24 protein-coding genes are annotated in these 20,621 nt (G+C 67.6%); 10 read left to right on the plus strand and 14 right to left on the minus strand.

From position 1 onward, the window contains the following. Positions 1-69: 69 nt before the first annotated feature. Genes VYI76_RS05200 through VYI76_RS05240 form a run of 9 tightly spaced genes read right to left on the minus strand, consistent with a single transcriptional unit; the run spans position 70 to position 5,538 of the window. On the minus strand, positions 70-405 hold the full coding sequence (locus VYI76_RS05200; protein WP_326523703.1) for a DUF1491 family protein: 336 nt from the start codon (positions 403-405) through the stop codon (positions 70-72). After that, a complete protein-coding gene (locus VYI76_RS05205) occupies positions 402-863 on the minus strand; it encodes a PaaI family thioesterase (protein WP_326523704.1) in 462 nt (153 codons plus the stop codon). The genes VYI76_RS05200 and VYI76_RS05205 overlap by 4 nt, the downstream gene beginning before the upstream one ends. Then, on the minus strand, positions 850-1,317 hold the full coding sequence (locus VYI76_RS05210; protein ID WP_326523705.1) for a PTS sugar transporter subunit IIA: 468 nt from the start codon (positions 1,315-1,317) through the stop codon (positions 850-852). Before VYI76_RS05210 ends, VYI76_RS05205 begins: the two co-directional genes overlap by 14 nt. Positions 1,318-1,366: 49 nt before the next feature. Next, the gene (gene hpf, locus VYI76_RS05215; protein ID WP_326523706.1) at positions 1,367-1,963 is read right to left on the minus strand and encodes a ribosome hibernation-promoting factor, HPF/YfiA family; all 597 of its coding nucleotides are present in this window, start codon (positions 1,961-1,963) and stop codon (positions 1,367-1,369) included. Positions 1,964-2,021: 58 nt separating this feature from the next. Further along, on the minus strand, positions 2,022-2,711 hold the full coding sequence (gene dnaQ, locus VYI76_RS05220) for a DNA polymerase III subunit epsilon (RefSeq protein WP_326523707.1): 690 nt from the start codon (positions 2,709-2,711) through the stop codon (positions 2,022-2,024). 7 nt (positions 2,712-2,718) lie between these two features. Further along, positions 2,719-3,315 (minus strand): dephospho-CoA kinase, encoded by a 597-nt coding sequence (gene coaE, locus VYI76_RS05225; protein ID WP_326523708.1) that lies wholly within the window; start codon positions 3,313-3,315, stop codon positions 2,719-2,721. Further along, positions 3,312-4,121, minus strand: coding sequence for a shikimate dehydrogenase (aroE, locus tag VYI76_RS05230; RefSeq protein WP_326523892.1), 810 nt, complete (start codon positions 4,119-4,121; stop codon positions 3,312-3,314). The genes coaE and aroE overlap by 4 nt, the downstream gene beginning before the upstream one ends. A gap of 2 nt (positions 4,122-4,123) precedes the next feature. Next, entirely contained in the window at positions 4,124-4,720 is a 597-nt protein-coding gene (locus VYI76_RS05235; RefSeq protein WP_326523709.1) for a Maf family protein, read from the minus strand. After that, entirely contained in the window at positions 4,717-5,538 is an 822-nt protein-coding gene (locus VYI76_RS05240; RefSeq protein ID WP_443018902.1) for a pyruvate, water dikinase regulatory protein, read from the minus strand. The genes VYI76_RS05235 and VYI76_RS05240 overlap by 4 nt, the downstream gene beginning before the upstream one ends. 309 nt (positions 5,539-5,847) lie before the next feature. Between VYI76_RS05240 and hemE the strand changes: the two genes are divergently transcribed. The 4 genes from hemE (at position 5,848) to VYI76_RS05260 (ending at position 9,591) form a co-directional block, all read left to right on the plus strand. Beyond that, positions 5,848-6,885: a uroporphyrinogen decarboxylase gene (gene hemE, locus VYI76_RS05245; protein WP_326523711.1), complete on the plus strand. Its 1,038-nt coding sequence runs from the start codon at positions 5,848-5,850 to the stop codon at positions 6,883-6,885. After that, the gene (locus VYI76_RS05250) at positions 6,882-7,337 is read left to right on the plus strand and encodes a CopD family protein (protein WP_326523712.1); all 456 of its coding nucleotides are present in this window, start codon (positions 6,882-6,884) and stop codon (positions 7,335-7,337) included. The genes hemE and VYI76_RS05250 overlap by 4 nt, the downstream gene beginning before the upstream one ends. A 158-nt stretch (positions 7,338-7,495) precedes the next feature. Beyond that, complete coding sequence (gene rho / locus VYI76_RS05255; protein ID WP_326523713.1) at positions 7,496-8,752, plus strand: transcription termination factor Rho; 1,257 nt, start codon at positions 7,496-7,498, stop codon at positions 8,750-8,752. 155 nt (positions 8,753-8,907) lie between these two features. Further along, positions 8,908-9,591 carry a YjbE family putative metal transport protein gene (locus tag VYI76_RS05260; protein WP_326523714.1) on the plus strand — a complete coding sequence of 228 codons (684 nt, stop codon included), beginning with the start codon at positions 8,908-8,910 and terminating at the stop codon, positions 9,589-9,591. 59 nt (positions 9,592-9,650) lie between these two features. Here the strand turns inward: VYI76_RS05260 and VYI76_RS05265 are convergent, their stop codons facing one another. Both VYI76_RS05265 and VYI76_RS05270 read right to left on the minus strand, forming a co-directional pair. After that, complete coding sequence (locus tag VYI76_RS05265) at positions 9,651-10,346, minus strand: dienelactone hydrolase family protein (RefSeq protein ID WP_326523715.1); 696 nt, start codon at positions 10,344-10,346, stop codon at positions 9,651-9,653. Continuing rightward, a complete protein-coding gene (locus VYI76_RS05270) occupies positions 10,343-10,801 on the minus strand; it encodes a methylated-DNA--[protein]-cysteine S-methyltransferase (protein WP_326523716.1) in 459 nt (152 codons plus the stop codon). Before VYI76_RS05270 ends, VYI76_RS05265 begins: the two co-directional genes overlap by 4 nt. A gap of 48 nt (positions 10,802-10,849) precedes the next feature. On the opposite strand from VYI76_RS05270, the gene VYI76_RS05275 reads away from it, so the two are divergent. Genes VYI76_RS05275 through VYI76_RS05300 form a run of 6 tightly spaced genes read left to right on the plus strand, consistent with a single transcriptional unit; the run spans position 10,850 to position 16,566 of the window. Further along, positions 10,850-11,083 (plus strand): DUF6489 family protein, encoded by a 234-nt coding sequence (locus tag VYI76_RS05275; protein WP_326523717.1) that lies wholly within the window; start codon positions 10,850-10,852, stop codon positions 11,081-11,083. Then, a complete protein-coding gene (gene mnmE, locus VYI76_RS05280) occupies positions 11,080-12,375 on the plus strand; it encodes a tRNA uridine-5-carboxymethylaminomethyl(34) synthesis GTPase MnmE (RefSeq protein ID WP_326523718.1) in 1,296 nt (431 codons plus the stop codon). The genes VYI76_RS05275 and mnmE overlap by 4 nt, the downstream gene beginning before the upstream one ends. A 54-nt stretch (positions 12,376-12,429) precedes the next feature. Continuing rightward, entirely contained in the window at positions 12,430-14,268 is a 1,839-nt protein-coding gene (gene mnmG / locus VYI76_RS05285; protein WP_326523719.1) for a tRNA uridine-5-carboxymethylaminomethyl(34) synthesis enzyme MnmG, read from the plus strand. A 53-nt stretch (positions 14,269-14,321) separates the two neighbouring features. Further along, complete coding sequence (rsmG, locus tag VYI76_RS05290; RefSeq protein ID WP_326523893.1) at positions 14,322-14,879, plus strand: 16S rRNA (guanine(527)-N(7))-methyltransferase RsmG; 558 nt, start codon at positions 14,322-14,324, stop codon at positions 14,877-14,879. Next, entirely contained in the window at positions 14,876-15,658 is a 783-nt protein-coding gene (locus tag VYI76_RS05295; RefSeq protein ID WP_326523720.1) for a ParA family protein, read from the plus strand. Before rsmG ends, VYI76_RS05295 begins: the two co-directional genes overlap by 4 nt. Then, positions 15,655-16,566 (plus strand): ParB/RepB/Spo0J family partition protein, encoded by a 912-nt coding sequence (locus VYI76_RS05300; protein WP_326523721.1) that lies wholly within the window; start codon positions 15,655-15,657, stop codon positions 16,564-16,566. The genes VYI76_RS05295 and VYI76_RS05300 overlap by 4 nt, the downstream gene beginning before the upstream one ends. Here VYI76_RS05300 and holA read toward each other — a convergent pair. Genes holA through leuS form a run of 3 tightly spaced genes read right to left on the minus strand, consistent with a single transcriptional unit; the run spans position 16,563 to position 20,580 of the window. Then, positions 16,563-17,591, minus strand: a complete 1,029-nt coding sequence (gene holA, locus VYI76_RS05305) for a DNA polymerase III subunit delta (RefSeq protein ID WP_326523722.1) — start codon at positions 17,589-17,591, stop codon at positions 16,563-16,565. The genes VYI76_RS05300 and holA overlap by 4 nt on opposite strands. Further along, positions 17,588-18,094, minus strand: coding sequence for an LPS assembly lipoprotein LptE (gene lptE, locus VYI76_RS05310; protein WP_326523723.1), 507 nt, complete (start codon positions 18,092-18,094; stop codon positions 17,588-17,590). Before lptE ends, holA begins: the two co-directional genes overlap by 4 nt. Then, entirely contained in the window at positions 18,091-20,580 is a 2,490-nt protein-coding gene (gene leuS / locus VYI76_RS05315; RefSeq protein ID WP_326523724.1) for a leucine--tRNA ligase, read from the minus strand. The genes lptE and leuS overlap by 4 nt, the downstream gene beginning before the upstream one ends. Between the last annotated feature and the right edge of the window lie 41 nt (positions 20,581-20,621).

Below are 20,621 nucleotides of genomic sequence, written 5' to 3' on the forward strand. Positions count from 1 at the left end.
TATCGCACCCGCGCGCGGCACAACGCTGAAACCAGGAGCGATTGCCCTTGTTGCCGCAGTGCAGCGGTGTCAATCCGCCGAAATCGTTTCAGCGGCGAACCGTTCTGCCCCTGCGATATCCAGTTCGACCACCCACAGGTCCGGATCACGTTCGCGGCGGCGGCGCCAATAGCCGTCGGCCGCCGCCGGTGTGCCGGTATCCGGCCCGCTGCGGACCAGTGTGGTCGTGCCGTCGGGACCGATTCCGCGCTCCCAGAACGCCGGATCGACACCGCGATCGAGCGTCAGGACCAGCACACCACCCGACATCGCATCGCCCCGCGCCAGGATCATCGCGGAACCGCCGGCATCATGGACGCGCCGTAGCAGCGCCTTGACCCGAAACTCCGCCGTCAGCCGGCTCAAGCGCGATATCCCGGCAAACCCGCGAGCGCGATGCGCGATCGCATGAACGTGCCGGTGCCGCGCGCGGCCTCTTCACCCCCGGCATCGATCAGCCGCGCCTCGGCGATCAGCACCCGTCGCTGCCCGCTCACCCATCGTCCCTCCGCGACCACCGGGCCGGGGCCGAGCGGCCGGGTGAACAGCAGGTTGAACGCTGTGGTCAGCAGGAACCGATCGCTCACCAGGCTGTTCGCGGCATAGAAGGCGGCATCGTCGAGCATCTTGAAATAGGCGGTGCCGTGGACGGCGCCGGCGGCGTGGAAATGGCCTTCATCGAGCGTGAAGGCGATCCGCGACTGACCTGGCGCGGGGATCGTCAGTCGCGACGGGAACCGCGCGTTGATCGGCGCCGCCGCATAGAGCGATTCGAGGCTGCGGAAATGCGCCTCGGCCCCCGACGGCGCGTCAGGCGGCGTCACGCGCCTCGGCCGTGGTCAGCAGGGCATAAAGCGCGTCAGGCGATCCCGCACCGCGCAACTTCTGTGCGAATCCGCGGTCGCGAAGCCGACGCGAAACCCGCGCCAGCGCCTTCAGATGCCCGGCGCCGGCATCGATCGGGGAGAGCAGCATGAACGCCATATCGACCGGCAGCTCGTCCACCGCGGCGAAATCGATCGGCCGATCGAGGCGCGCGAACACCCCGCACACCGCCTCCAGCCCTGCGAGCCGGGCGTGCGGAACGGCGATGCCGCCGCCGAAGCCCGTCGTGCCAAGCTTCTCGCGCGCGGCGAGGCCCGCGGACACGGCCGCCGCATCGACGCCATAGACCTCCGCCGCCGTAGCGCCGAACGCGGCGAACAGCGCACGCTTGTTCGCCGCGGCGACATCGGCCAGCACCGCATCGAGTTGGAGCAGGTCGCTCAGGTCGGTCATGATCCCCCTTCGCGGACGGCGCGGTCGCCCGCGCCGCCGCCTGTTCGCGTCAACCGGCCCGGTTGGGCTCGACCCAGCCGATCGTCCCGTCGTCGCGGCGATAGACCATGTTGAAATTGCCGGTGCCGCTGTTCTTGAACAGCAGCGCGGTGGTGTTGCGCAGGTCGAGCATCATCACGGCGTCGGACACGCTGGCGTCGGGCACATCGACCCGCGTCTCGGCGATGATCAGCGGGGCGTCGGCCACATCCTCGACCGCATCGACGTCGGCGCCGTTGAACACGGTATAGCCGGCATTGTCATAGTCGTTGGCCTCGGCGAACGACGCCGCCTGGCCCGCGTTCCGGTCCTTCAGCCGTCGCATGTAGCGGCGCAGCTGCTTCTCGATCTTGTCGGCCGCACCGTCGAAGGCCAGCTGCGCCTCGGAGCCGGGGTTGAAGTGCGATCCCTTGAGCACCAGCCCCTGCATCACGTGCGCGACGATGTCGCATCTGAAGCCATGGTCGTGCGGTCCCTTGCCGAACGTCACCTGGGCGGAAATGGCGCGGGAGAAATATTTGTCGGCGATACCCTGGAGCCGGTCCTCGACATGCGCCTTCAGCGCCTCGCCGGTGTCGACCTGATGGCCCGATACCCGGATATCCATGCCTTTTTCTCCTTCTCTTGTGGGCGGGGAACGCACCTAGGCACGCGCCCCTCTTTCTTCAACCGAACGCCGTAGCCCCCCACAGGGGTTCCTTCACGGTCCTGAGGAACTCTGCATGCGCGGCCAGCTCGTCGGACGACGCCGCATGCGCGCGCGCCGGACGGATCTCGCCGCGCACGGTCGTTACCGCGACATGGGTCTCGGCCACCGTCTCCACGGCCAGCCCCAGCCCGATCTGCCGCCCGCCGGTCAGCTCGACATAGACCTGTGCCAGCAGCTGCGCGTCCAGCAGCGCGCCGTGGACGATGCGGTGCGACCGGTCGATGCCATAGCGCACGCACAGCGCGTCGAGCGTGTGCTTGGCGCCCGGATGCCGGGTCCGCGCCAGCATCAGCGTATCGACCATCCGGCTGCGGCAGATATCGACGCGGCCCGCGCGCGCCAGCTCGCCGTTGAGGAAAGAGAAGTCGAAACCGGCATTATGCGCCACCAGCGGCGCCTCGCCCAGGAATTCGATCAGTTCCTCGACGACATGGCCGAACAGCGGCTTGTCCGACAGGAAGCGCGCCGACAGCCCGTGCACGCGCTCCGCCTCCTCGGGCATGTCACGTTCGGGGTTGACGTAACGGTGGAAGGTCCGCCCGGTCTCGACACGATTGACCAGCTCGACGCAGCCGATCTCGACCAGCCGGTCGCCCCCGACGAAGCTGAGCCCCGTCGTTTCCGTATCGAACACGATTTCGCGCATACCGCCCTTATCCTCCCGCCGGGCCTCGCAAGCAAGCGATCACCTCGGCCACGGCGGCGCGCGTCGCGTCCAGCGAACCGCCGGTCGGAATGACGAAGTCGGCGCGCGCCCGTTTTTCCGCGTCGGGCAGCTGCTTGGCGAGGATGTCGACGAACCGCGCCTCGGTCATCCCCGGCCGTGCGAGCACCCGCGTGCGCTGAACCTCGACCGGGGCGGACACCACCGCGATACGATCGACGGACCGCCAGCCACCGGTTTCGAACAGCAGCGGCACGTCGAGCACGACCAGCGCCGAATCGGCATGGACAGCCAGGAACGCCGCGCGTTCCTCCGCAACCGCCGGATGGACGATCGCCTCCAGCGCCTTCAGCGCCGCGGGTTCGCCGAACACCGCCTCGCCCAGCGCGGCGCGGTTCACCCCGCCCGGTCCGGTCGTATCGGGAAAGCGCGCCTCGATCGCCGCGACGATGCGGCCCGCCGGGCCTTGCAGTTCGTGGACGGCGGCATCGGCGTCGAACACCGGCACCCCGGCTTCAGCAAACATCGCCGCGACGGTCGACTTGCCCATGCCGATCGAACCGGTCAGGCCTAGGATGATCGTCATGCGACCAGCAGGGCGCGAAGCTCGTCGTCGCGGTCGCGCGGCGGTTCGGCACCGAAGAACAGTTCGAAGGCCAGCGCCGCCTGGCCGACCAGCATTTCCAGCCCATCGACCGTTTCCAGCCCGCACGCCCGCGCCTGCGCGAGCAGCGGCGTCTCAAGCGGCGCGTAGACGATGTCATAGACTACCGCGTCCTCGTCGAGCGGCGACAGGTCGATATCGAGCGGCGGCTGCCCCGCCATCCCGAGCGCGCTGGTGTTGACGACCAGCGCCGCGTCGGACGCCAGCGGCGCGCCCAGCGGCACGACATCGCCCTTCAGTCCGAATTTCGCGAGCAGCCCGGCGGCCTTGAGCGGCGATCGGTTCATCACCGTCACCCGCCCGACCCCCAGCTTCGCCAGCGCGAACAGCACCGCGCGCGCCGCGCCGCCGGCACCGACCACCACGACATGCCGCCCGGTCAGGTCGAGCCCGGCGATCGGCGCGGCGAACCCTCCCGCGTCGGTGTTGGTGCCGATCAACGACCCGTCGGGCTGGCGCAGCACGGTGTTCATCGCCCCGATCGACCCGCGCACATCACCGGGATCGTCGACCAGCTCCATGATCGCGATCTTGTGCGGGATCGTCACATTGCACCCGCGCCACAGAGGCTTGTCGCGCGAGCGGGCAATATAGTCCGCCAGCCCCCCGGCGGTGACGTGCGCGCGGGCGTAATCCCCGGCGATGCCCAGAGCATCGAGCCAGAAACGGTGGATCAACGGCGATTTGGATTGCGCGATCGGATCGCCGATCACCTCGGCAAAGGGCAGGGTCACGATTCCAGCACTCCCCGGACACGCAGATAATCGAGCACCGGCAGCAGCGGCAGGCCCAGAACGGTGAACTGGCTGCCGTCGATCCGGCCGAACAACTGCGCGCCCGGCCCCTCGATCCGGAAACAGCCGACGCAGCCCGAGATCGCCGGCCATTCGACGTCCAGATAGGATCGGATGAAACCATCGCTCAACGGCCGGACGAACAATGTCGCGGTATCGACCTCGCGCCACACCGCGCGGCCGCCTTCGGCGATCACCGCGGCGCTGTGCAGCCGGTGGCGTTTGCCCGACATGCGGCGCAGGTGTTCCTCCGCTTCCTCGCGGCTGGCCGGCTTGTCCAGCAAGGTCCCGTCGTCGAGCGCCACGATCGAATCCGATCCGAGCACCAGTGCCTGCGGGTCGCGCGCCGATACCTTGACCGCCTTCAGTTCGGCGAGCGCGTCGGCGACGTCGCGCGCCAGCGTCTGCGCCGCGGAAAGTGAGGCCTTGGCGGCATCCTCATCGACATGCGGCCGTTCGACGGCGAATGGCACGCCCGCCGCCTCGAGCATCGCCCGGCGCGATGCGCTGCCGGACGCCAGGATCAGCCTCATGTCTCCACCTTCGGCAGCTTGCGGTCGCTGACCAGGGCGATCACCGCCGCGGCGGTCTCTTCGATCGACCGGCGTGTCACGTCGATCACCGGCCAGCCATTGTCGGCGAACAGGCGGCGGGCATAGGCTACCTCACGCGTCACCGCATCCTGCTCGACATAGGCGGTCTCGGCCTTCTGGTTGAGCGAGAGCAGGCGGTTGCGACGGATCTGCACCAGCCGGTCGGCGCTGGTGGTCAACCCGACGACCAGCGGATTTTTGAGCGTGTAGAGGATCGCCGGCGGCGGGCTTTCGACCACGATCGGGATGTTCGCCGTCTTGTACCCGCGATTGGCGAGGTAGATCGATGTCGGCGTCTTCGACGACCGGCTGACCCCGGCCAGCACGATGTCGGCCTGTTCCCAGTCCTCGGATGCGATGCCGTCGTCGTGCGCGATCGTCCACTGGATCGCCTCGACCCGCGCAAAATAGGCGGCGTCCAGCGTGTGCTGCCGGCCCGGGCGCGCCTTCGCTTCCTGCCCCAGCATAGCCGACAGCGCGTCGTTCACGCCGTCGAGCGGCGCCACCGCCGGCAGACCCATCGCACGGCAGCGATCCTCCAGCATCGCGCGGATCGCCGGATTGACCAGCGTGAACAGCACCAGCCCGGGGTGCTGCGCGATCTCGAGCAGGATTCGCTCGAGATGCGCCTCGTTGCGGACCATCGGCCAGAAATGCCGCCGGGTATCGACATCATCGAACTGGGCCAGTGCCGCCTTGGCGATATTCTCCAGCGTCTCGCCAGTGGAATCGGAGAGGAGATGGAGATGCAGGCGCATCAACGGCCGGTGCTGGAGCGATCTGTGGACAACATGGGGGCGAGCGCTAGCGTAACTCGGCCATGCGGCCAAGCGAGGCGATTCCGGTCGATCCATCCACGTCTGTCCACAACGCACATCACATTTCCGGTTTCCCTGCACAGGCTGTGGATTACGGGAATGAACGAATCGAATCGCCGTGCAATCGCGCCGCCGCCATCGTCAATCTGTGGGCAGAGTCTGGACGCCGCCGGAAACCCCGCTACCCACGCGCCAACCACTTTCAACAACCCATAGATTCATTTTCTTCTTTTCTAGTTGGGATGCGCCGTGACCGATCCGCGACCCTCGAAACCACTCCTCGCGACGCTGCGTGGGGAAAAGCCGTCGGTGCCGCCGATCTGGCTGATGCGCCAGGCCGGACGCTATCTGCCCGAATATCGCGCGCTCAGGGCGGAGAAGGGCGGTTTCCTCGACCTCGCGACCGATCCCGAGGCCGCGTGCGAGATCACGCTCCAGCCGATCCGCCGCTTCGGTTTCGACGGCGCGATACTGTTCTCCGATATCCTGATGGTGCCCTGGGCGTTGGGGCAGGATCTGTGGTTCGAGGCGGGTGAAGGACCGCGCCTGGCGCCCAGGCTGGTCGATCATGCCCTGGCGTCGCTACAGGCCGTTCCCGAAAGGCTTGACCCGGTCTACGCCACCGTCCGGCGGGTCGCTGCCGCGCTGCCCCCCGAGACGACCTTCCTGGGGTTCGCCGGCTCGCCCTGGACGGTCGCGACCTATATGGTGGCAGGGCAGGGATCGAAGGATCATGCGGAGACGCGCGGTCTCGCCTACCGCGATGAAACCGCCTTTGCCGAGATCATCGACGCGATCGTCGATCTGACCGTCACCTATCTGTCGCGACAGATCGAGGCGGGCGTGGAGGCGGTCCAGCTGTTCGACAGCTGGGCCGGCAGCCTCAGCCCGGCACAGTTCGAACGCTGGGTGATCGCGCCCAACGCGGCTCTCGTCGCGCGGCTCAAGACGCTGCATCCGGATGTGCCGGTGATCGGCTTTCCCAAGGGGGCGGGTGCCAAGCTGGTCGATTATGTCGCCGGCGTGCGGCCCGATGCGGTCGGCCTCGATGAGACGATCGAACCCGCCTGGGCCGACGCGATGCTCCCCGCCGGCCTGCCGGTGCAGGGCAATCTCGACCCACTGGCGCTGCTTGCCGGCGGGGCCGCGCTCGATGCGGGGATCGACCGTGTCCTGGCCGCGTTCGCGGATCGCCCGCACGTCTTCAACCTCGGCCACGGCATCGGCCAGTTCACGCCGATCGATCATGTGACGCGGCTGGTCGATCGGGTAAGGTCGCGAACATGATAAACCTGCTCGGCGGCGCCTATCCCTGGGTGAAGGCGGCGCATGTCGTCTTCGTGATCTTCTGGATGGCGGGGCTGTTCATGTTGCCGCGCTACCTGGTCTATCATCAGGAGGGGCTGGGCGACCGGTCCGAGGAAGCGCGGTGGATCGATCGCGAGGCGAAGCTGCGCCGCATCATCCTGACCCCGGCGATGGCGGTCGTGTGGGTGCTGGGTCTGCTGCTCGCCGCCAATGCCGGGCTGTTCGATGCGGTGCCGGGGCTCGGCTGGCTCCATGCCAAGCTGCTGCTGGTCGTCCTGCTTACCGGCTATCACGGCTGGGCAGTTGGCTATGGTCGCCGGCTCGCGCGTGGCGTCGCGACGCTGTCGGCGAAGCGGCTGCGCGCGATCAACGAGGTTCCCGCGCTTGCCGCGATCCTCATCGTTGTCCTCGCCGTCGTCCGTCCGTTCTGACGCGCTTGACTTGAGCCGGGCCGCAACTTAACGCGCCAATCGGACGCGACATCGCATGCAGCGGGCGCGTTTACCCCCATCTCGCTACGCGCCGTCGGTTCCTCACGACATCCAAAGCGCCCGCACATCCTCCAAGCCTCCTCAACCGGACGCCCGAAATGCATCTGAAAGACCTCAAGAAGAAATCGCCCGCCGACCTGGTCAGCATGGCCGAGGAACTGGGCGTCGAAGGCGCATCGACGCTGCGCAAGCAGGACCTGCTGTTCGCGATCCTGAAGGTACAGGCCGATAATGGCGACCAGATCATGGGCGAGGGCACGATCGAGGTGCTGTCGGACGGGTTCGGCTTCCTGCGCAGCGCCCAGGCCAATTATCTGGCCGGTCCCGACGACATCTACGTATCGCCCAACCAGGTCCGCAAATTCGGCCTGCGCACCGGCGATACGGTGGAAGGCGAGATCCGCGGGCCGAAGGACGGCGAACGCTATTTTGCGCTGGTCAAGCTGTCGAAGGTCAATTTCGACGATCCCGAAGCAGTGCGCCACCGCGTCAATTTCGACAATCTGACGCCGCTCTACCCGGAATCGAAGCTTGTCCTCGACCAGCTCGATCCGACGCAGAAGGACAAGTCGGCGCGGGTCATCGACATCGTCAGCCCGCAGGGCAAGGGCCAGCGCACGCTGATTGTCGCGCCCCCGCGCGTCGGCAAGACGGTGATGCTGCAGAACATCGCCAAGGCGATCACTGACAACCATCCCGAAGTGTTCCTGATCGTGCTGTTGATCGACGAGCGCCCGGAAGAAGTCACCGATATGCAGCGCAGCGTGAAGGGCGAGGTGGTATCGTCGACCTTCGACGAACCGGCGACCCGCCATGTTGCGGTCGCCGAAATGGTGATCGAGAAGGCCAAGCGCCTGGTCGAGCACAAGAAGGACGTGGTGATCCTGCTCGATTCGATCACCCGCCTGGGCCGCGCCTACAACACCGTCGTGCCGTCGTCGGGCAAGGTGCTGACCGGCGGCGTCGATGCCAACGCGCTCCAGCGTCCCAAGCGCTTCTTCGGTGCTGCACGCAATATCGAGGAGGGCGGCTCGCTGTCGATCATCGCCACCGCGTTGATCGATACCGGCAGCCGCATGGACGAGGTGATCTTCGAGGAGTTCAAGGGCACCGGAAACTCGGAGATCGTGCTCGACCGCAAGGTCGCGGACAAGCGCATCTTCCCTGCGCTCGACGTCGGCAAGTCGGGCACGCGCAAGGAAGAGCTGCTGGTCGAGAAGGACAAATTGTCGAAGATGTGGGTGCTGCGCCGCATCCTCATGCAGATGGGCACCGTCGACGCGATGGAGTTCCTGCTCGACAAGATGAAGAACTCGAAGACCAACGACGATTTCTTCGACAGCATGAATCAATGACGCGTGCGGCTTGAAGTAGCTATGCTATTTCAGGCCGCACCGGCACGGCCGGCGGGCATAGCCCGGCCGACGGCGTGGGCTTTGCCCACGCCTTTTTTGTATCGGACGTATGCGGCCGCTTCCCGCCCGCCGCAAACCCCGCTAGGCACGCGGGCATGAGCGATATTTGGTCCCACATAGTCAATGACATGGCGACGCTGTTCAGCGGCGACGGCGCCGCCTGGTTTGCGTTCGGCCAGGTCCTGCTGATCGATATCGTGCTGGCTGGCGATAATGCGATCGTCATCGGCGCGCTGGCGGCGGGCCTGCCGGCGGACCAGCGCAAGAAGGTGATCCTGATCGGCATCATCGCCGCTTTGGTGCTGCGCATCGCGTTCGCGCTGGTGGTGACCCAGTTGATGCAGGTGATCGGCCTGGTCTTCGCCGGCGGCGTCCTGCTGCTGTGGGTCGCGTGGAAGATGTACCGCGAACTCGGCCACAGCGCCGCCGCGCACAGCCCCGGCTCGCCCGAGATCGAGGGCGACGAGGCGAGCGGCCTGAAGCCCGCCAAGAGCTTTGCCGGCGCCGCCTGGGCGGTCGCGGTCGCCGACGTGTCGATGAGCCTCGACAACGTCCTCGCTGTCGCGGGCGCGGCGCGCGACCATCCGGGCATCCTGATGATCGGCCTGGTCTTCGCGGTCGCGCTGATGGGCATCGCCGCCAACATCATCGCGAAGTATATCGAGCGTTACCGCTGGATCGCCTGGATCGGCCTTCTGGTCATCCTCTACGTCGCCGGCACGATGATCTACACCGGGATCACCGACAAGGAGATCGGGCTGCTCCAGCTGATCGCGTAGCCCGTCGATCCGATCCGATCAGGCCCCGGCGCGATCCGGGGCCTGACAGGTTTCCGCTATTACCCCAGATGTTCGGCGAAGAACGCCTTCGTCGCCGCATCCGCGCTGTCCGCAGCCTCTGGCGATCGCCGGTCGCCCAGTTCAGTCGCGAAGCCGTGATCCTGGCCGGGATAGTCGAGCAGCGTCACCTTGGGGAGATCGTCCAGCCCGGCGTGCATTGCGGCCTGCACCGCCGGCGGCACGAACCCGTCCTCGCCGGCGATATGCAACAGCAGCGGGTGGGCAATGGCGTGCTTTTCTTCAAGCAGCCCGTCGATCCCGACCGCATAATAGCCGACGCTGGCGTCGATATCGGTGCGCGCCGCCGTCATATACGCCAGCCGCCCGCCCAGGCAGTAGCCGACGCAGCCGACCTTGCCGCCCTCCACGTCGCTGCGCGCCCAGCGGATCGTCGCTTCGATATCGCGGATGCCGGCGTCCTGGTCGAACCTGCCGAACAAGTCGAGCCCGTGCCGCAACTCCTCCGGCACGTCGGGATCGAGCTGAATGCCCGGCTCGATCCGCCAGAACAGGTCGGGCGCCACTGCCAGATACCCGTCCTCGGCCAGTCGGTCGCACTTGCGGCGGATGCCGGGGTTCACGCCGAACACTTCCTGGATCACGACGACTGCCGCGCGCGGCGTGCCCGCGGGTCGCGCGACATAGGCGGCAAAGCTGCCGTCGCCGTCGATCGTGGGAATGGTCGCGTCGGTCATGCAAATCCTCCGTGTTTCGCTTCATGATCCAGCAGCCAGCGCTTGGTGACGATTCCGCCGCCGGCCGAATAATTGTCCGCCCCGGCCCGCGTCAGCACACGGTGGCATGGCACGACGATGGGAAAGGGATTGCGGGCGCACAGCTGTCCGATCGCGCGCGGCGCCGATCCCAGCGATGTCGCGAGCTCGCCATAGGTGACGGTAGTGCCGTAACCGACCGCGCTCAGCCCGTCGCGCAGCGCCTGGCCGCGCACCGTCCTGGCGGGCGCCAGCGCGATATCGAATCGGCGAAGCGCACCGGCGAACCATGCCTCCAGCTGCTCGGCCGCCGCGATCACCGCCGGAAATTCGGCCCGTCGCGGCGTCTGCCGGGCCTCATCGATCGCGATTCGATGAATCCGGTGTTCGTCGCCCTCGATCCGCACCATGCCGACAGGCGTTGCGATCAGGGCCATATCGCGCGCATAGGTCATCGTTCACGACTAGCACGGGGGAGCCGGCCCATGAAGATCAACGTCGAGATCGACTGCACGCCTGCCGAGGCGCGGGCCGCGATCGGCCTGCCCGACCTGACTCCATTGCATGATCGCTACGTCGCGATGATGGAGGAGGCGATGCAGGGCAAAGTGCCGCCGGAGATGCTGGAGACGATGATGCGCGGCTGGGCGCCGATGGGCGAGGTGGGGCTCGGCCTGTGGCGCAGCCTGTTCGAAAGCGGCTTCAAGAAGGACGAATGACCGACACCATCTTCGCGTTGTCGAGCGGGGCGCCGCCGGCGGCGCTGGCGGTGGTCCGGATCAGCGGCCCGGCCGCCTTCGCCGCGGTTTCCGCGCTGGCGGGCGGGTTGCCATCACCGCGCCGCGCCTCGCTCAGGCGGCTGCGCCACCCCGGCAGCGGTGAGACGCTCGATCGCGCGCTGGTGCTGTGCTTTCCCGGTCCGGGCAGCGCGACGGGCGAGGATCTGGCCGAACTGCATCTTCACGGCGGTCGGGCGGTGGTGCGCGCGGTCGAGGCGGCACTGCGGACCCTTGCGGGATGCCGCGGTGCCGAAGCGGGCGAATTCACCCGCCGGGCGCTTGAGGCCGGTCGTCTCGACCTGACCGAGGCGGAGGGACTCGCCGATCTGCTCGCCGCCGAGACGGAGGCGCAGCATCGTGCGGCGCTGCGCAGCGCGGAAGGGGGTCTGCGCCGTCGGATCGAGGACTGGAGCGACCGCACTGTCGCTATCTCCGCCATGGTCGAGGCGGCGATCGATCACAGCGACGAGGACGACGCGGCCGATGAGGCTGCCTTGATCGCTCCGGCGCGCGACGCGGCGGGGGCGTTGGCCGTGGAGATCGCAATCCTCGTCGCGCAGCCGACCGTCGAGCGGCTGCGCGACGGCATCCGGGTCGTGCTGGCGGGGCCACCGAACAGCGGAAAATCGTCGTTGTTCAATATGTTGGTTGGTAGAGACGCCGCGATCGTGTCGCCGATCGCGGGGACGACGCGGGATCGCATCGAGGCGCCGGTCGCCCATGCGGGCCTGGCCTGGTTGCTGACCGATACCGCCGGGCTGGTCGATGCGACCGACGATCCGATCGAGGCGATCGGGGTGGATCGCGCGCGCGCCAGCGCGGATGCCGCGGACATCCTTTTGTGGCTCGGTGACGGCGAGCCGCCCGCAAGCATGGCACAGATCATCAAGGTGCATCCACGGTGCGATCAAGCGGGGCGCCGCCCGGTGCCGGAGGGCCGGGTTGGGTCGACGACCGCAGATGCGGGCGGGGCGGCGGCCGTGTGGGCCGCGTTGCAGGATACGGCGACGAGGCTTGTACCCACCGGCGACGTGCCGGCGCTCAACACTCGCCAGCGCGATCTGTGTTGCGATGCGGAACAATATTTATACGAAGCGTCGTCGTCCGGCGACACGCTGATCGTCGCCGAGAATCTGCGGCTGGCCCGGCTGGCGTTCGATCGCATTACTGGACGGTCGCATGTCGAGGATGTTCTGGATGCGCTGTTCGGCCGCTTCTGCATCGGCAAGTGATGTTCCACGTGGAACGCTTTGACGGCCTCTCGCGTCGCCTCTAGAGCGGACGCCATGCAGAAATTCGACGTCATCGTCGTCGGCGGTGGCCATGCCGGGACCGAGGCAGCCGCTGCGGCGGCGCGGCGTGGCGTCCGCGTCGCGCTGGTGACGTTTCGTGCCGACCGCATCGGTGCGATGTCGTGCAATCCCGCGATCGGTGGCATCGGCAAGGGCCATTTGGTCCGCGAGGTCGATGCGTTCGACGGGCTGATTGGGCGCGCGGCCGATCGAGCGGCGATCCATTATCGTATGCTCAATCGCAGCAAGGGTATCGCGGTACACGGTCCGCGCATCCAGGCGGATCGTCGGCTCTATGCCGCGGCGATCCAGCGAATGATCGCGGCATTGCCGAACCTGACCGTCATTGAGGGTGAGGCAAGCGCGCTGGACGAGAACGGCGGCCGGATCGCCGGCCTCAGGCTGGAGGATGGAACCCGGCTCGACGCGCCCGCCGTGGTGCTTGCGACCGGCACGTTCCTTGGCGGACGCATTTTCCGCGGTGAGGCACGGGAGGTTGGAGGCCGGGTCGGCGAAAGCGCCGCCACCGTTCTTGGCGAGCAGCTCCGGGCGCTCGGGCTGCCGATCGGCCGCCTGAAGACAGGGACGCCGCCGCGCCTCGATGGGCGCACGATCGACTGGGGCGCCTTACCCGAACAGCCGTCCGATGCCGAGCGCTGGACGATGTCGCCGATGACACGCGGCCCGCGTCTGCCCCAGCTTGCCTGCGCCGTCACGCGGACGACCGCGCGGACCCATGACATCATTCGCGGGAGTCTCGACCGCTCACCGTTGTTCAGCGGGGCGATCGATGCGCGCGGCCCGCGCTACTGCCCTTCGATCGAGGACAAGGTGCACAGGTTTGGCGACCGGGACGGGCACCAGATCTTCCTCGAGCCCGAGGGGCTGGATGACCATCTGGTCTATCCGAACGGCATTTCGACCTCGCTCCCCGACGATGTCCAACAATCGATGATCGCGTCCATTCCCGGTCTCGAGCGCTGTCGGGTGGCGGTGCCGGGCTATGCGGTGGAATATGACTATCTCGATCCGCGTGCGCTCGATTCGACGCTTGGGTTGCCTGACATGCCGGGCCTGTTCTGCGCCGGCCAGATCAACGGGACGACGGGTTATGAGGAAGCGGCGGGGCAGGGGCTTGTCGCTGGCCTGAACGCGGCGGCACTGGCGCTTGGAGAGTCGCCGATGCGGCTGGACCGCGCGCAAAGCTATCTTGGCGTGATGATCGATGATCTCGTCCTGCAAGGCGTTACCGAGCCCTATCGCATGCTCACCGCGCGCGCCGAACATCGGTTGTCGTTGCGCGCGGACAATGCGGAAACACGGCTTTCCGGTCTGGCAGCGAACATCGGCTGCCTCACGCCGGATCGACGGGCGCATTTCGATGCCGTCGTCGAACAGCGGGCGCGACTCGACGCCCGACTGGCTACACAGGTGACGGCGGATCAGCTTGCTACCGCCGGGGCGGGCATCAGCCAGGACGGCAGCCGTCGGCCCGCGCGCGAATGGTTGCGCTTCCCCGATGTGGCGATCGACATGCTGATCGATGACGCCGACGACTATGATCCGGCGATCCTGTCTGAAGCCATCGAGGATGCGCGCTATCAGCCATATCTGGAGCGTCAGGCGCGTGAGGTGGCTGGCCGGCGAAATGCGGGTGCCGCGGCCATCCCGCGCGACACCAGCTATTCCGACATACCCGGCCTCTCGTCGGAGATGGTCGAGCGTCTCGCGGTGACCCGGCCGGCCAGCCTGGATGAGGCGTCCCGCATAAGAGGAATCTCTCCCGCAGCGCTTTCGGCGATTTTGCTCCACGTGAAACGGAGCGCGGCGTGAACGAGGATCAGGCCATCGGGTGGGTCGGCGAGCGATATGGCGGGCGGCAGGAAATGCTTGGCCGCTATGTCGAGATGCTGAACGCGGAAGCGACGCGGCAGAATTTGGTCGCCCCATCGACACTGGCGGCGATCTGGAGCCGGCACATCGTCGATTCCGCCCAGTTGCTGGATCATGCGCCGCAGCGGTGGGAGAATTGGGTGGACGTGGGATCGGGCGCAGGCCTGCCCGGGCTGGTGATCGGGATACTGAACACCAGCCCCGTCACCCTCATCGAGCCGCGTCGGCTGCGAACCGAGTTTTTACGAACATGCGCGACGGCGCTGGGCCTTGATCACGTCTCGGTGTTGCAGGCGAAGGCGGAAACCGCGCCACTATCCGCGCCTGCGACGATCGTGTCGGCCCGGGCCGTCGCGAGTCTCGACAATCTTCTCAGGGGAGCGGCGCGCTTTACCGACAAGGCCACCCGCTACATCCTGCCCAAGGGGCAGAGCGCGCAATCGGAAGTGGCGCAGGCACGGCGATCGTGGCATGGGACGTTTCACGTGGAACAGAGTATCGTCGATCCGGCCTCGGGCATCGTCATCGCGTCGGGCATCGACCCGCGATGAGGGTCGTCGCGATCGCCAATCAAAAGGGTGGAGTGGGCAAAACCACCACCGCGATCAATGTCGGCACCGCGCTGGCCGCCACCGGATCGCGTGTGCTCCTTATCGATCTCGATCCTCAGGGCAACGCCTCCACCGGGCTGGGCATAGGCCGCAACGATCGCACATCGTCGAGCTATGACCTGTTGCTTGGCGAAGGGGCGCTGTCGGATGCGGCCATGGCTACGCGTGTGCCGCGACTCGATATCATTCCGGCGACGGTCGACCTGTCCGGCGCGGAAATCGAGCTGATCGAGTTCGATGCGCGAACCCACAGACTGGATCGGGCGATCGCGCGGAGCGAGGCGCGATGGGATGTCGTGCTGATCGATTGCCCGCCGTCCCTCGGCCTGCTCACGATCAACGCGATGGTGGCGGCTCATGCGCTGCTTGTGCCCCTGCAATGCGAGTTTTTCGCCCTTGAGGGGCTCAGCCAGTTGCTCGGTACGGTCGAGCGGATTCGCTCGCGCTTCAATCCGGGTCTCTCGATCCTGGGTGTCGTGCTGACGATGTTCGATCGCCGCAACCGGCTGACCGACCAGGTGTCCGACGATGTCCGCGCGGTACTCGGCAAGGTCGTCTTCGACACGGTGATCCCACGCAATGTCCGCCTGTCGGAGGCGCCGAGTCACGGATTGCCCGCGCTTATCTATGACCATCGTTGTGCCGGCTCCGAAGCCTATATGGCGCTCGCGCGCGAGGTGATCCTGCGTCTCCCCGATGTGGTAAAGGTGGCGGCATGAACGATGGTGCTCCGCAATCCGGGCGCAAGGCGCGTCCCGGCCTCGGTCGGGGCCTGAGCGCGCTGCTGGGCGACGCCGCCGTCGAGGCGCCGGTGGCGGGCAGCCAGGGCGAGGTGCGGACGGGCATTCGTACCCTGCCGGTCAGCGCACTCGCCCCGCATCCACAGCAGCCGCGCCGGCATTTCGACGAAGACGCGCTCGACGACCTCGCGAAGTCGATCGCGCAGCGCGGGTTGATCCAGCCGATCGTCGTGCGCCCGCACGGCCATGATTATCAGATCGTCGCCGGTGAGCGCCGCTGGCGCGCGGCGCAGCGGGCGCGGCTCCACGAAGTCCCGGTCATCGTTCGCGATCTCGACGATGCCGAGACGATGGAAATCGCGCTGGTCGAGAATATCCAGCGCGCCGATCTCAACGCGATCGAGGAAGCGGAGGCGTATCGGCGGCTGATCGACCAGTTCGGCCATACGCAGGACGCGCTGGGCAAGCTGGTCAACAAGTCGCGCAGCCATATATCCAACCTGTTGAGATTGCTTGATCTTCCCGTCTCGGTCCGATCGATGGTGCTCGATGGCGCGATCGAGATGGGCCACGCGCGCGCGCTGATCGGCGCGCCCGATCCCGTGGCGCTCGCCCGCCGTGTTGCGGACGAAGGGCTGTCGGTCCGCGAGACGGAGCGCCTTGCCCGCGAGGCCAAGCCGGCCTCGGCCTCGCGCAAGCCCGCGCCCACCGCCGGCGGTGGCGCGCGCGATGCCGATATCGTCGCGCTGGAGCGACAGCTCGGCGACCTGCTCGGGCTGAAGGTGCGGATCGCCCATGGCGGGGCGGGGGGCACGCTGACGCTCGATTACTCGACGCTCGACCAGCTCGACATGGTCTGCCAGCGCCTCAGCGGCGAGCGCATCTAGCGCCGTTCCACGCTCCGGGCGAGACCCACGATCTGGTGCGCGGCGCCCACGGTCGCCGGGTTCCCCCCGGTCAGCAGGCTGCGCTCCGCGCGGCGTACCCGGGCGATGCCGGCGGCGATCTGTGGTGCGCTCCAGCGGCGCAGCGCCTGGACGGTCGATCGCTTCTCCTTCCAGAACACCCGGTGCTTCTCCACCACCTGATCCGGTGAATCGCCGCGGTCGACTTCGCCGCGCATATCCGCCAGTGATATCAATCGTTTGGCGAGCGACCGCAACATCGGGATAGTCATGTTGGCGGCCTCAATCCCGGGCAGCTCCGCGCCGACCACCGCTGGCCGCCCCTCGATCGCCGCGGTAATCGCGATCGTCATCTCCGCTTCGCCCAGATTGGCGCCGATGGCCGCGAGCACATCCTCCCCGGCTTCGCGCGGACGGTCCGGCGCGGCATCAAGGTACAGCGCCAGCTTCTCGATCTCGCGGGTCAGCACGGCGCGGTCGCCGCTCGCCGCATCGGCCATCGCCGCAGCGGTATCGCCCATCAGCCGCACGCCATGCTCGCGCGCGATCCCCGCCGCCAGCCGCACCGCCGCCTCGCCCTCGGGCGGGTAGCAGGAAAGCGCCATCGCGCCGGGCGCCGCGAGCGCCAGCTTCACCAGCTTGCCGGTCGCCTTGGCGTTCGGAGCGACGGCCACCACGGGGTTGCCCACGCTCGCCGCGGCGAGCAGCAGTTCGACCGCCTCGACCGATTCCTCGCCCATCGCGGTCACGCGGATCCACCGCGTATCGCCGAACAGAGAGATCGCCGCTGCCTCGTCCGCGAGTCGCCCGGGTTGGGCCTTCAGCGCCGCGCCGTCGAGGTCGACGCGCTCCGCCGCTGCGCCCAGCGCCCGGCCCAGCCGCGCGGCATGGTCCATCGCCCCGGCCTCGTCGGGGCCGTAGAACAGCATCAGGCGCGGGCCATCGGCGGCGCCGCCACGTCCGATGCGTTCGATCGCGGTGCCGATCTGGGCCGCGCTCGCCTTCATGGTCGCGCGGGGGCGGAGCCGCTCCGCTGGCCGTAGAGCGCGACACGCGCCACGATCTGGTCGGCGACGATGCCCGCCAGCCGTTCCAGCGCGGTCTGTTCGGCGGCGATCGTGGCATATTCTGATCCGACCACGTCGATCCCGGCATCCGACCCCGCCGTCGCGTCGAGCAGCGTGGCACCGCTCGCCAGATCGACCAGTTGATAGCGCGCGCGCAGCGTCCGCCGCTCGCGCGTGATCGCATCGTCGCGACGTACGCCCAGGCCGGTGATGCTGTCGTCGAGCCTTATGTCGAGCCGGTAGCGCGGGCTGGCGCCGTCCACCGCAGCCAGACGGTCCTTCAGCGCCGAAGTGACCAGCCAGCCGGCCTGTCCCTCGATCGGCGCGACCGTGATCTGTGAAAGCGTCGCGCGCGCCGGGCTGTCCACGCCGCCGTACAACGGCCGCAGCCCGCACCCCGCCAGCATCAGCATCAGGGCAAGCGGGGCGGCGCGAGCGATCATGCGACGATGTTGACCAGCCGGTCGGGCACGACAATCACTTTCTTTGGCGTCGCGCCCTCCAGGATGCGCTGGACCCCGGGAGATGCAAGCGCCGCCGCCTCCAGCGCGTCCTTCGCCGATCCCTTGGCGACGGTCAGCGTGTCGCGCAGCTTGCCGTTCACCTGCACCGCAATCGTCACGCTATCGTCGACCAGCAGCGCCGGATCGACCTCCGGCCACGGCGCATCGGCGACCAGTCCATCGTTGCCCAGTATTGCCCACGCTTCCTCGGCGATATGGGGAATCATCGGGGCGGCCAGCCGTACCAGCGTGGTGACGGCGGACGTGCGCGACGCCGATGGCCGGGCCTTCTCGATCACGCTGGTCAGTTCGTACAGCTTGGCGACCGCCTTGTTGAACGCCAGCGCCTCGACATCCTCGGCGACGCCAGCGATCGTGCGGTGCAGCTTGCGGTCGAGATCGGAATCGGTGCCCTCGGCTGCTTCGACGCCATCGACCAGCCGCCACACGCGCTGGACGAAGCGCCACGCGCCCTCGATGCCCGCCTCGCTCCATGGCAGGTCGCGCTCGGGCGGCGAATCGCTCAGCATGAACCAGCGCACCGCATCGGCGCCGTAGCGGTCGAGGATCGGCGTCGGATCGACGGTGTTCTTCTTCGACTTCGACATCTTCTCGACGCGGCCGACGCTCACCGGTTCGCCGGTCGCGATCACCTTGCCGTCCGATACCTCGTCAGGGGCGAGCCAGGCGCCGGCCGGATCCTTGTACGTCTCGTGCGTCACCATCCCTTGCGTGAACAGCCCTGCGAACGGCTCGGCGACGTCGATCTTGCCGATGCGGCGCAGCGCACGCGTCCAGAAGCGGGCGTAGAGCAGGTGGAGAATCGCATGTTCGACCCCGCCGATATATTGCCCCACCGGCAGCCAGCTTTCCGCCACCGCCTTGTCGAACGGCGCATCGCCCGGTTGGCTGGCGAAACGGATGAAATACCAGCTCGAGTTGACGAAAGTGTCGAGCGTGTCGGTCTCGCGCCGGCCGGGCGCGCCGCACGACGGGCAATCGACATGTTTCCAGGTCGCATGGCGATCCAGCGGATTGCCCGGCACGTCGAAGCTGACGTCCTCGGGCAGCACGACCGGCAATTGCGCCTTCGGCACCGGCACCACGCCGCATGCCTCGCAATGGATCACCGGAATCGGCGTGCCCCAATACCGCTGGCGGCTGACGCCCCAGTCGCGCAGGCGCCACACGGTGGTGCCGGTGCCCCAGCCGCCGGCCTCTGCGTGGGTGATGACCGCGCGTTTGGCGTCGGCGACGTCCATGCCGTCAAGGAAGTGCGAGTTCACCAATGTGCCGGCGCCGGTGTACGCCTCGCTCTCGGCGAAATCGGGCGCGGTCCTGTCGCCGTCCGATACGACGCGACGGATCGGCAGGCCGTATTTGCTGGCGAACTCGAAATCGCGCTGGTCGTGCGCCGGCACGCCAAACACCGCGCCGGTCCCATAGTCCATCAGCACGAAATTGGCGATGTAGACGGGCAGGCGGATCGCCGGGTCGAACGGATGGGCGGCGGTAATGCCGGTATCGAAGCCGAGCTTCTCTTGCGTTTCCAGTTCGGCCGCGGTGGTGCCGCCCTTCTTGCACAGCGCGATGAAATCGGCGACCGCCGGATTGCCGGCGAGCGCCTGCGCGATCGGATGGTCGGCGGCGACCGCGACGAAACTGGCGCCGAAGATCGTGTCGGGGCGCGTGGTGAACACCTCGACATCCCCGCCATCGCTCAGCGCGAAACGAAACCGCAGGCCTTCGGACTTTCCGATCCAGTTCTCCTGCATCAGCCGCACCTTGTCGGGCCAGGCGTCCAGCGTCCCCAGACCGTCGAGCAGTTCGTCGGCGAAATCGGTGATCTTCAGGAACCACTGGTTCAGCTTGCGCTTCTCGACCAGCGCGCCCGATCGCCAGCCGCGGCCGTCGATCACCTGTTCGTTGGCCAGCACGGTCATGTCGACCGGGTCCCAGTTGACCGCCGATTCCTTGCGATAGACCAGGCCCGCCGCCAGCAGATCGAGGAACAGCGCCTGTTCGTGGCCGTAATAGGACGGGTCGCAGGTCGCGAACTCTCGCGTCCAGTCGAGCGCGAAGCCCAGCCGCTTCAGCTGCGCCTTCATCGCGGCGATATTGTCATAGGTCCAGGCGCCGGGATGGACGCCCTTCTCCATCGCGGCGTTCTCCGCCGGCATGCCGAAGGCGTCCCAGCCCATCGGGTGGAGCACCTCGTGCCCCGTCATCCGGCGGAACCGCGCGAGCACGTCGCCCATCGTATAGTTGCGGACGTGGCCCATGTGGATCTTCCCCGACGGATAGGGGAACATCTCGAGCACATAGCTCTTGGGGCGGGGGCTGTTATCCTCGGCGGCAAAGGTGGCGCGGTCGTCCCACACCGCCTGCCACCTGGCATCGGCCGATTGCGCGTCGAACCGCGACATGGCTGGTCATCTGCTCCGTAGGCTGGGGCGCGGGTAAGGCG

The organism is Sphingomonas sp. (genome assembly GCF_035910975.1).
In the GTDB taxonomy this organism is placed as follows: domain Bacteria; phylum Pseudomonadota; class Alphaproteobacteria; order Sphingomonadales; family Sphingomonadaceae; genus Sphingomonas.

Coding starts and splice junctions, on each gene's coding strand:
- VYI76_RS05210 (WP_326523705.1), bottom strand. CDS start 1,317: ATGACCGACCTGAGCGACCTGCTCCAACTCGATGCGGTGCTGGCCGAT.
- hpf (WP_326523706.1), bottom strand. CDS start 1,963: ATGGATATCCGGGTATCGGGCCATCAGGTCGACACCGGCGAGGCGCTG.
- dnaQ (WP_326523707.1), bottom strand. CDS start 2,711: ATGCGCGAAATCGTGTTCGATACGGAAACGACGGGGCTCAGCTTCGTC.
- coaE (WP_326523708.1), bottom strand. CDS start 3,315: ATGACGATCATCCTAGGCCTGACCGGTTCGATCGGCATGGGCAAGTCG.
- VYI76_RS05235 (WP_326523709.1), bottom strand. CDS start 4,720: ATGAGGCTGATCCTGGCGTCCGGCAGCGCATCGCGCCGGGCGATGCTC.
- VYI76_RS05240 (WP_443018902.1), bottom strand. CDS start 5,538: ATGCGCCTGCATCTCCATCTCCTCTCCGATTCCACTGGCGAGACGCTG.
- VYI76_RS05250 (WP_326523712.1), top strand. CDS start 6,882: ATGATAAACCTGCTCGGCGGCGCCTATCCCTGGGTGAAGGCGGCGCAT.
- rho (WP_326523713.1), top strand. CDS start 7,496: ATGCATCTGAAAGACCTCAAGAAGAAATCGCCCGCCGACCTGGTCAGC.
- VYI76_RS05260 (WP_326523714.1), top strand. CDS start 8,908: ATGAGCGATATTTGGTCCCACATAGTCAATGACATGGCGACGCTGTTC.
- VYI76_RS05265 (WP_326523715.1), bottom strand. CDS start 10,346: ATGACCGACGCGACCATTCCCACGATCGACGGCGACGGCAGCTTTGCC.
- VYI76_RS05270 (WP_326523716.1), bottom strand. CDS start 10,801: ATGGCCCTGATCGCAACGCCTGTCGGCATGGTGCGGATCGAGGGCGAC.
- VYI76_RS05275 (WP_326523717.1), top strand. CDS start 10,850: ATGAAGATCAACGTCGAGATCGACTGCACGCCTGCCGAGGCGCGGGCC.
- mnmE (WP_326523718.1), top strand. CDS start 11,080: ATGACCGACACCATCTTCGCGTTGTCGAGCGGGGCGCCGCCGGCGGCG.
- mnmG (WP_326523719.1), top strand. CDS start 12,430: ATGCAGAAATTCGACGTCATCGTCGTCGGCGGTGGCCATGCCGGGACC.
- rsmG (WP_326523893.1), top strand. CDS start 14,322: ATGCTTGGCCGCTATGTCGAGATGCTGAACGCGGAAGCGACGCGGCAG.
- VYI76_RS05295 (WP_326523720.1), top strand. CDS start 14,876: ATGAGGGTCGTCGCGATCGCCAATCAAAAGGGTGGAGTGGGCAAAACC.
- VYI76_RS05300 (WP_326523721.1), top strand. CDS start 15,655: ATGAACGATGGTGCTCCGCAATCCGGGCGCAAGGCGCGTCCCGGCCTC.
- holA (WP_326523722.1), bottom strand. CDS start 17,591: ATGAAGGCGAGCGCGGCCCAGATCGGCACCGCGATCGAACGCATCGGA.
- lptE (WP_326523723.1), bottom strand. CDS start 18,094: ATGATCGCTCGCGCCGCCCCGCTTGCCCTGATGCTGATGCTGGCGGGG.
- leuS (WP_326523724.1), bottom strand. CDS start 20,580: ATGTCGCGGTTCGACGCGCAATCGGCCGATGCCAGGTGGCAGGCGGTG.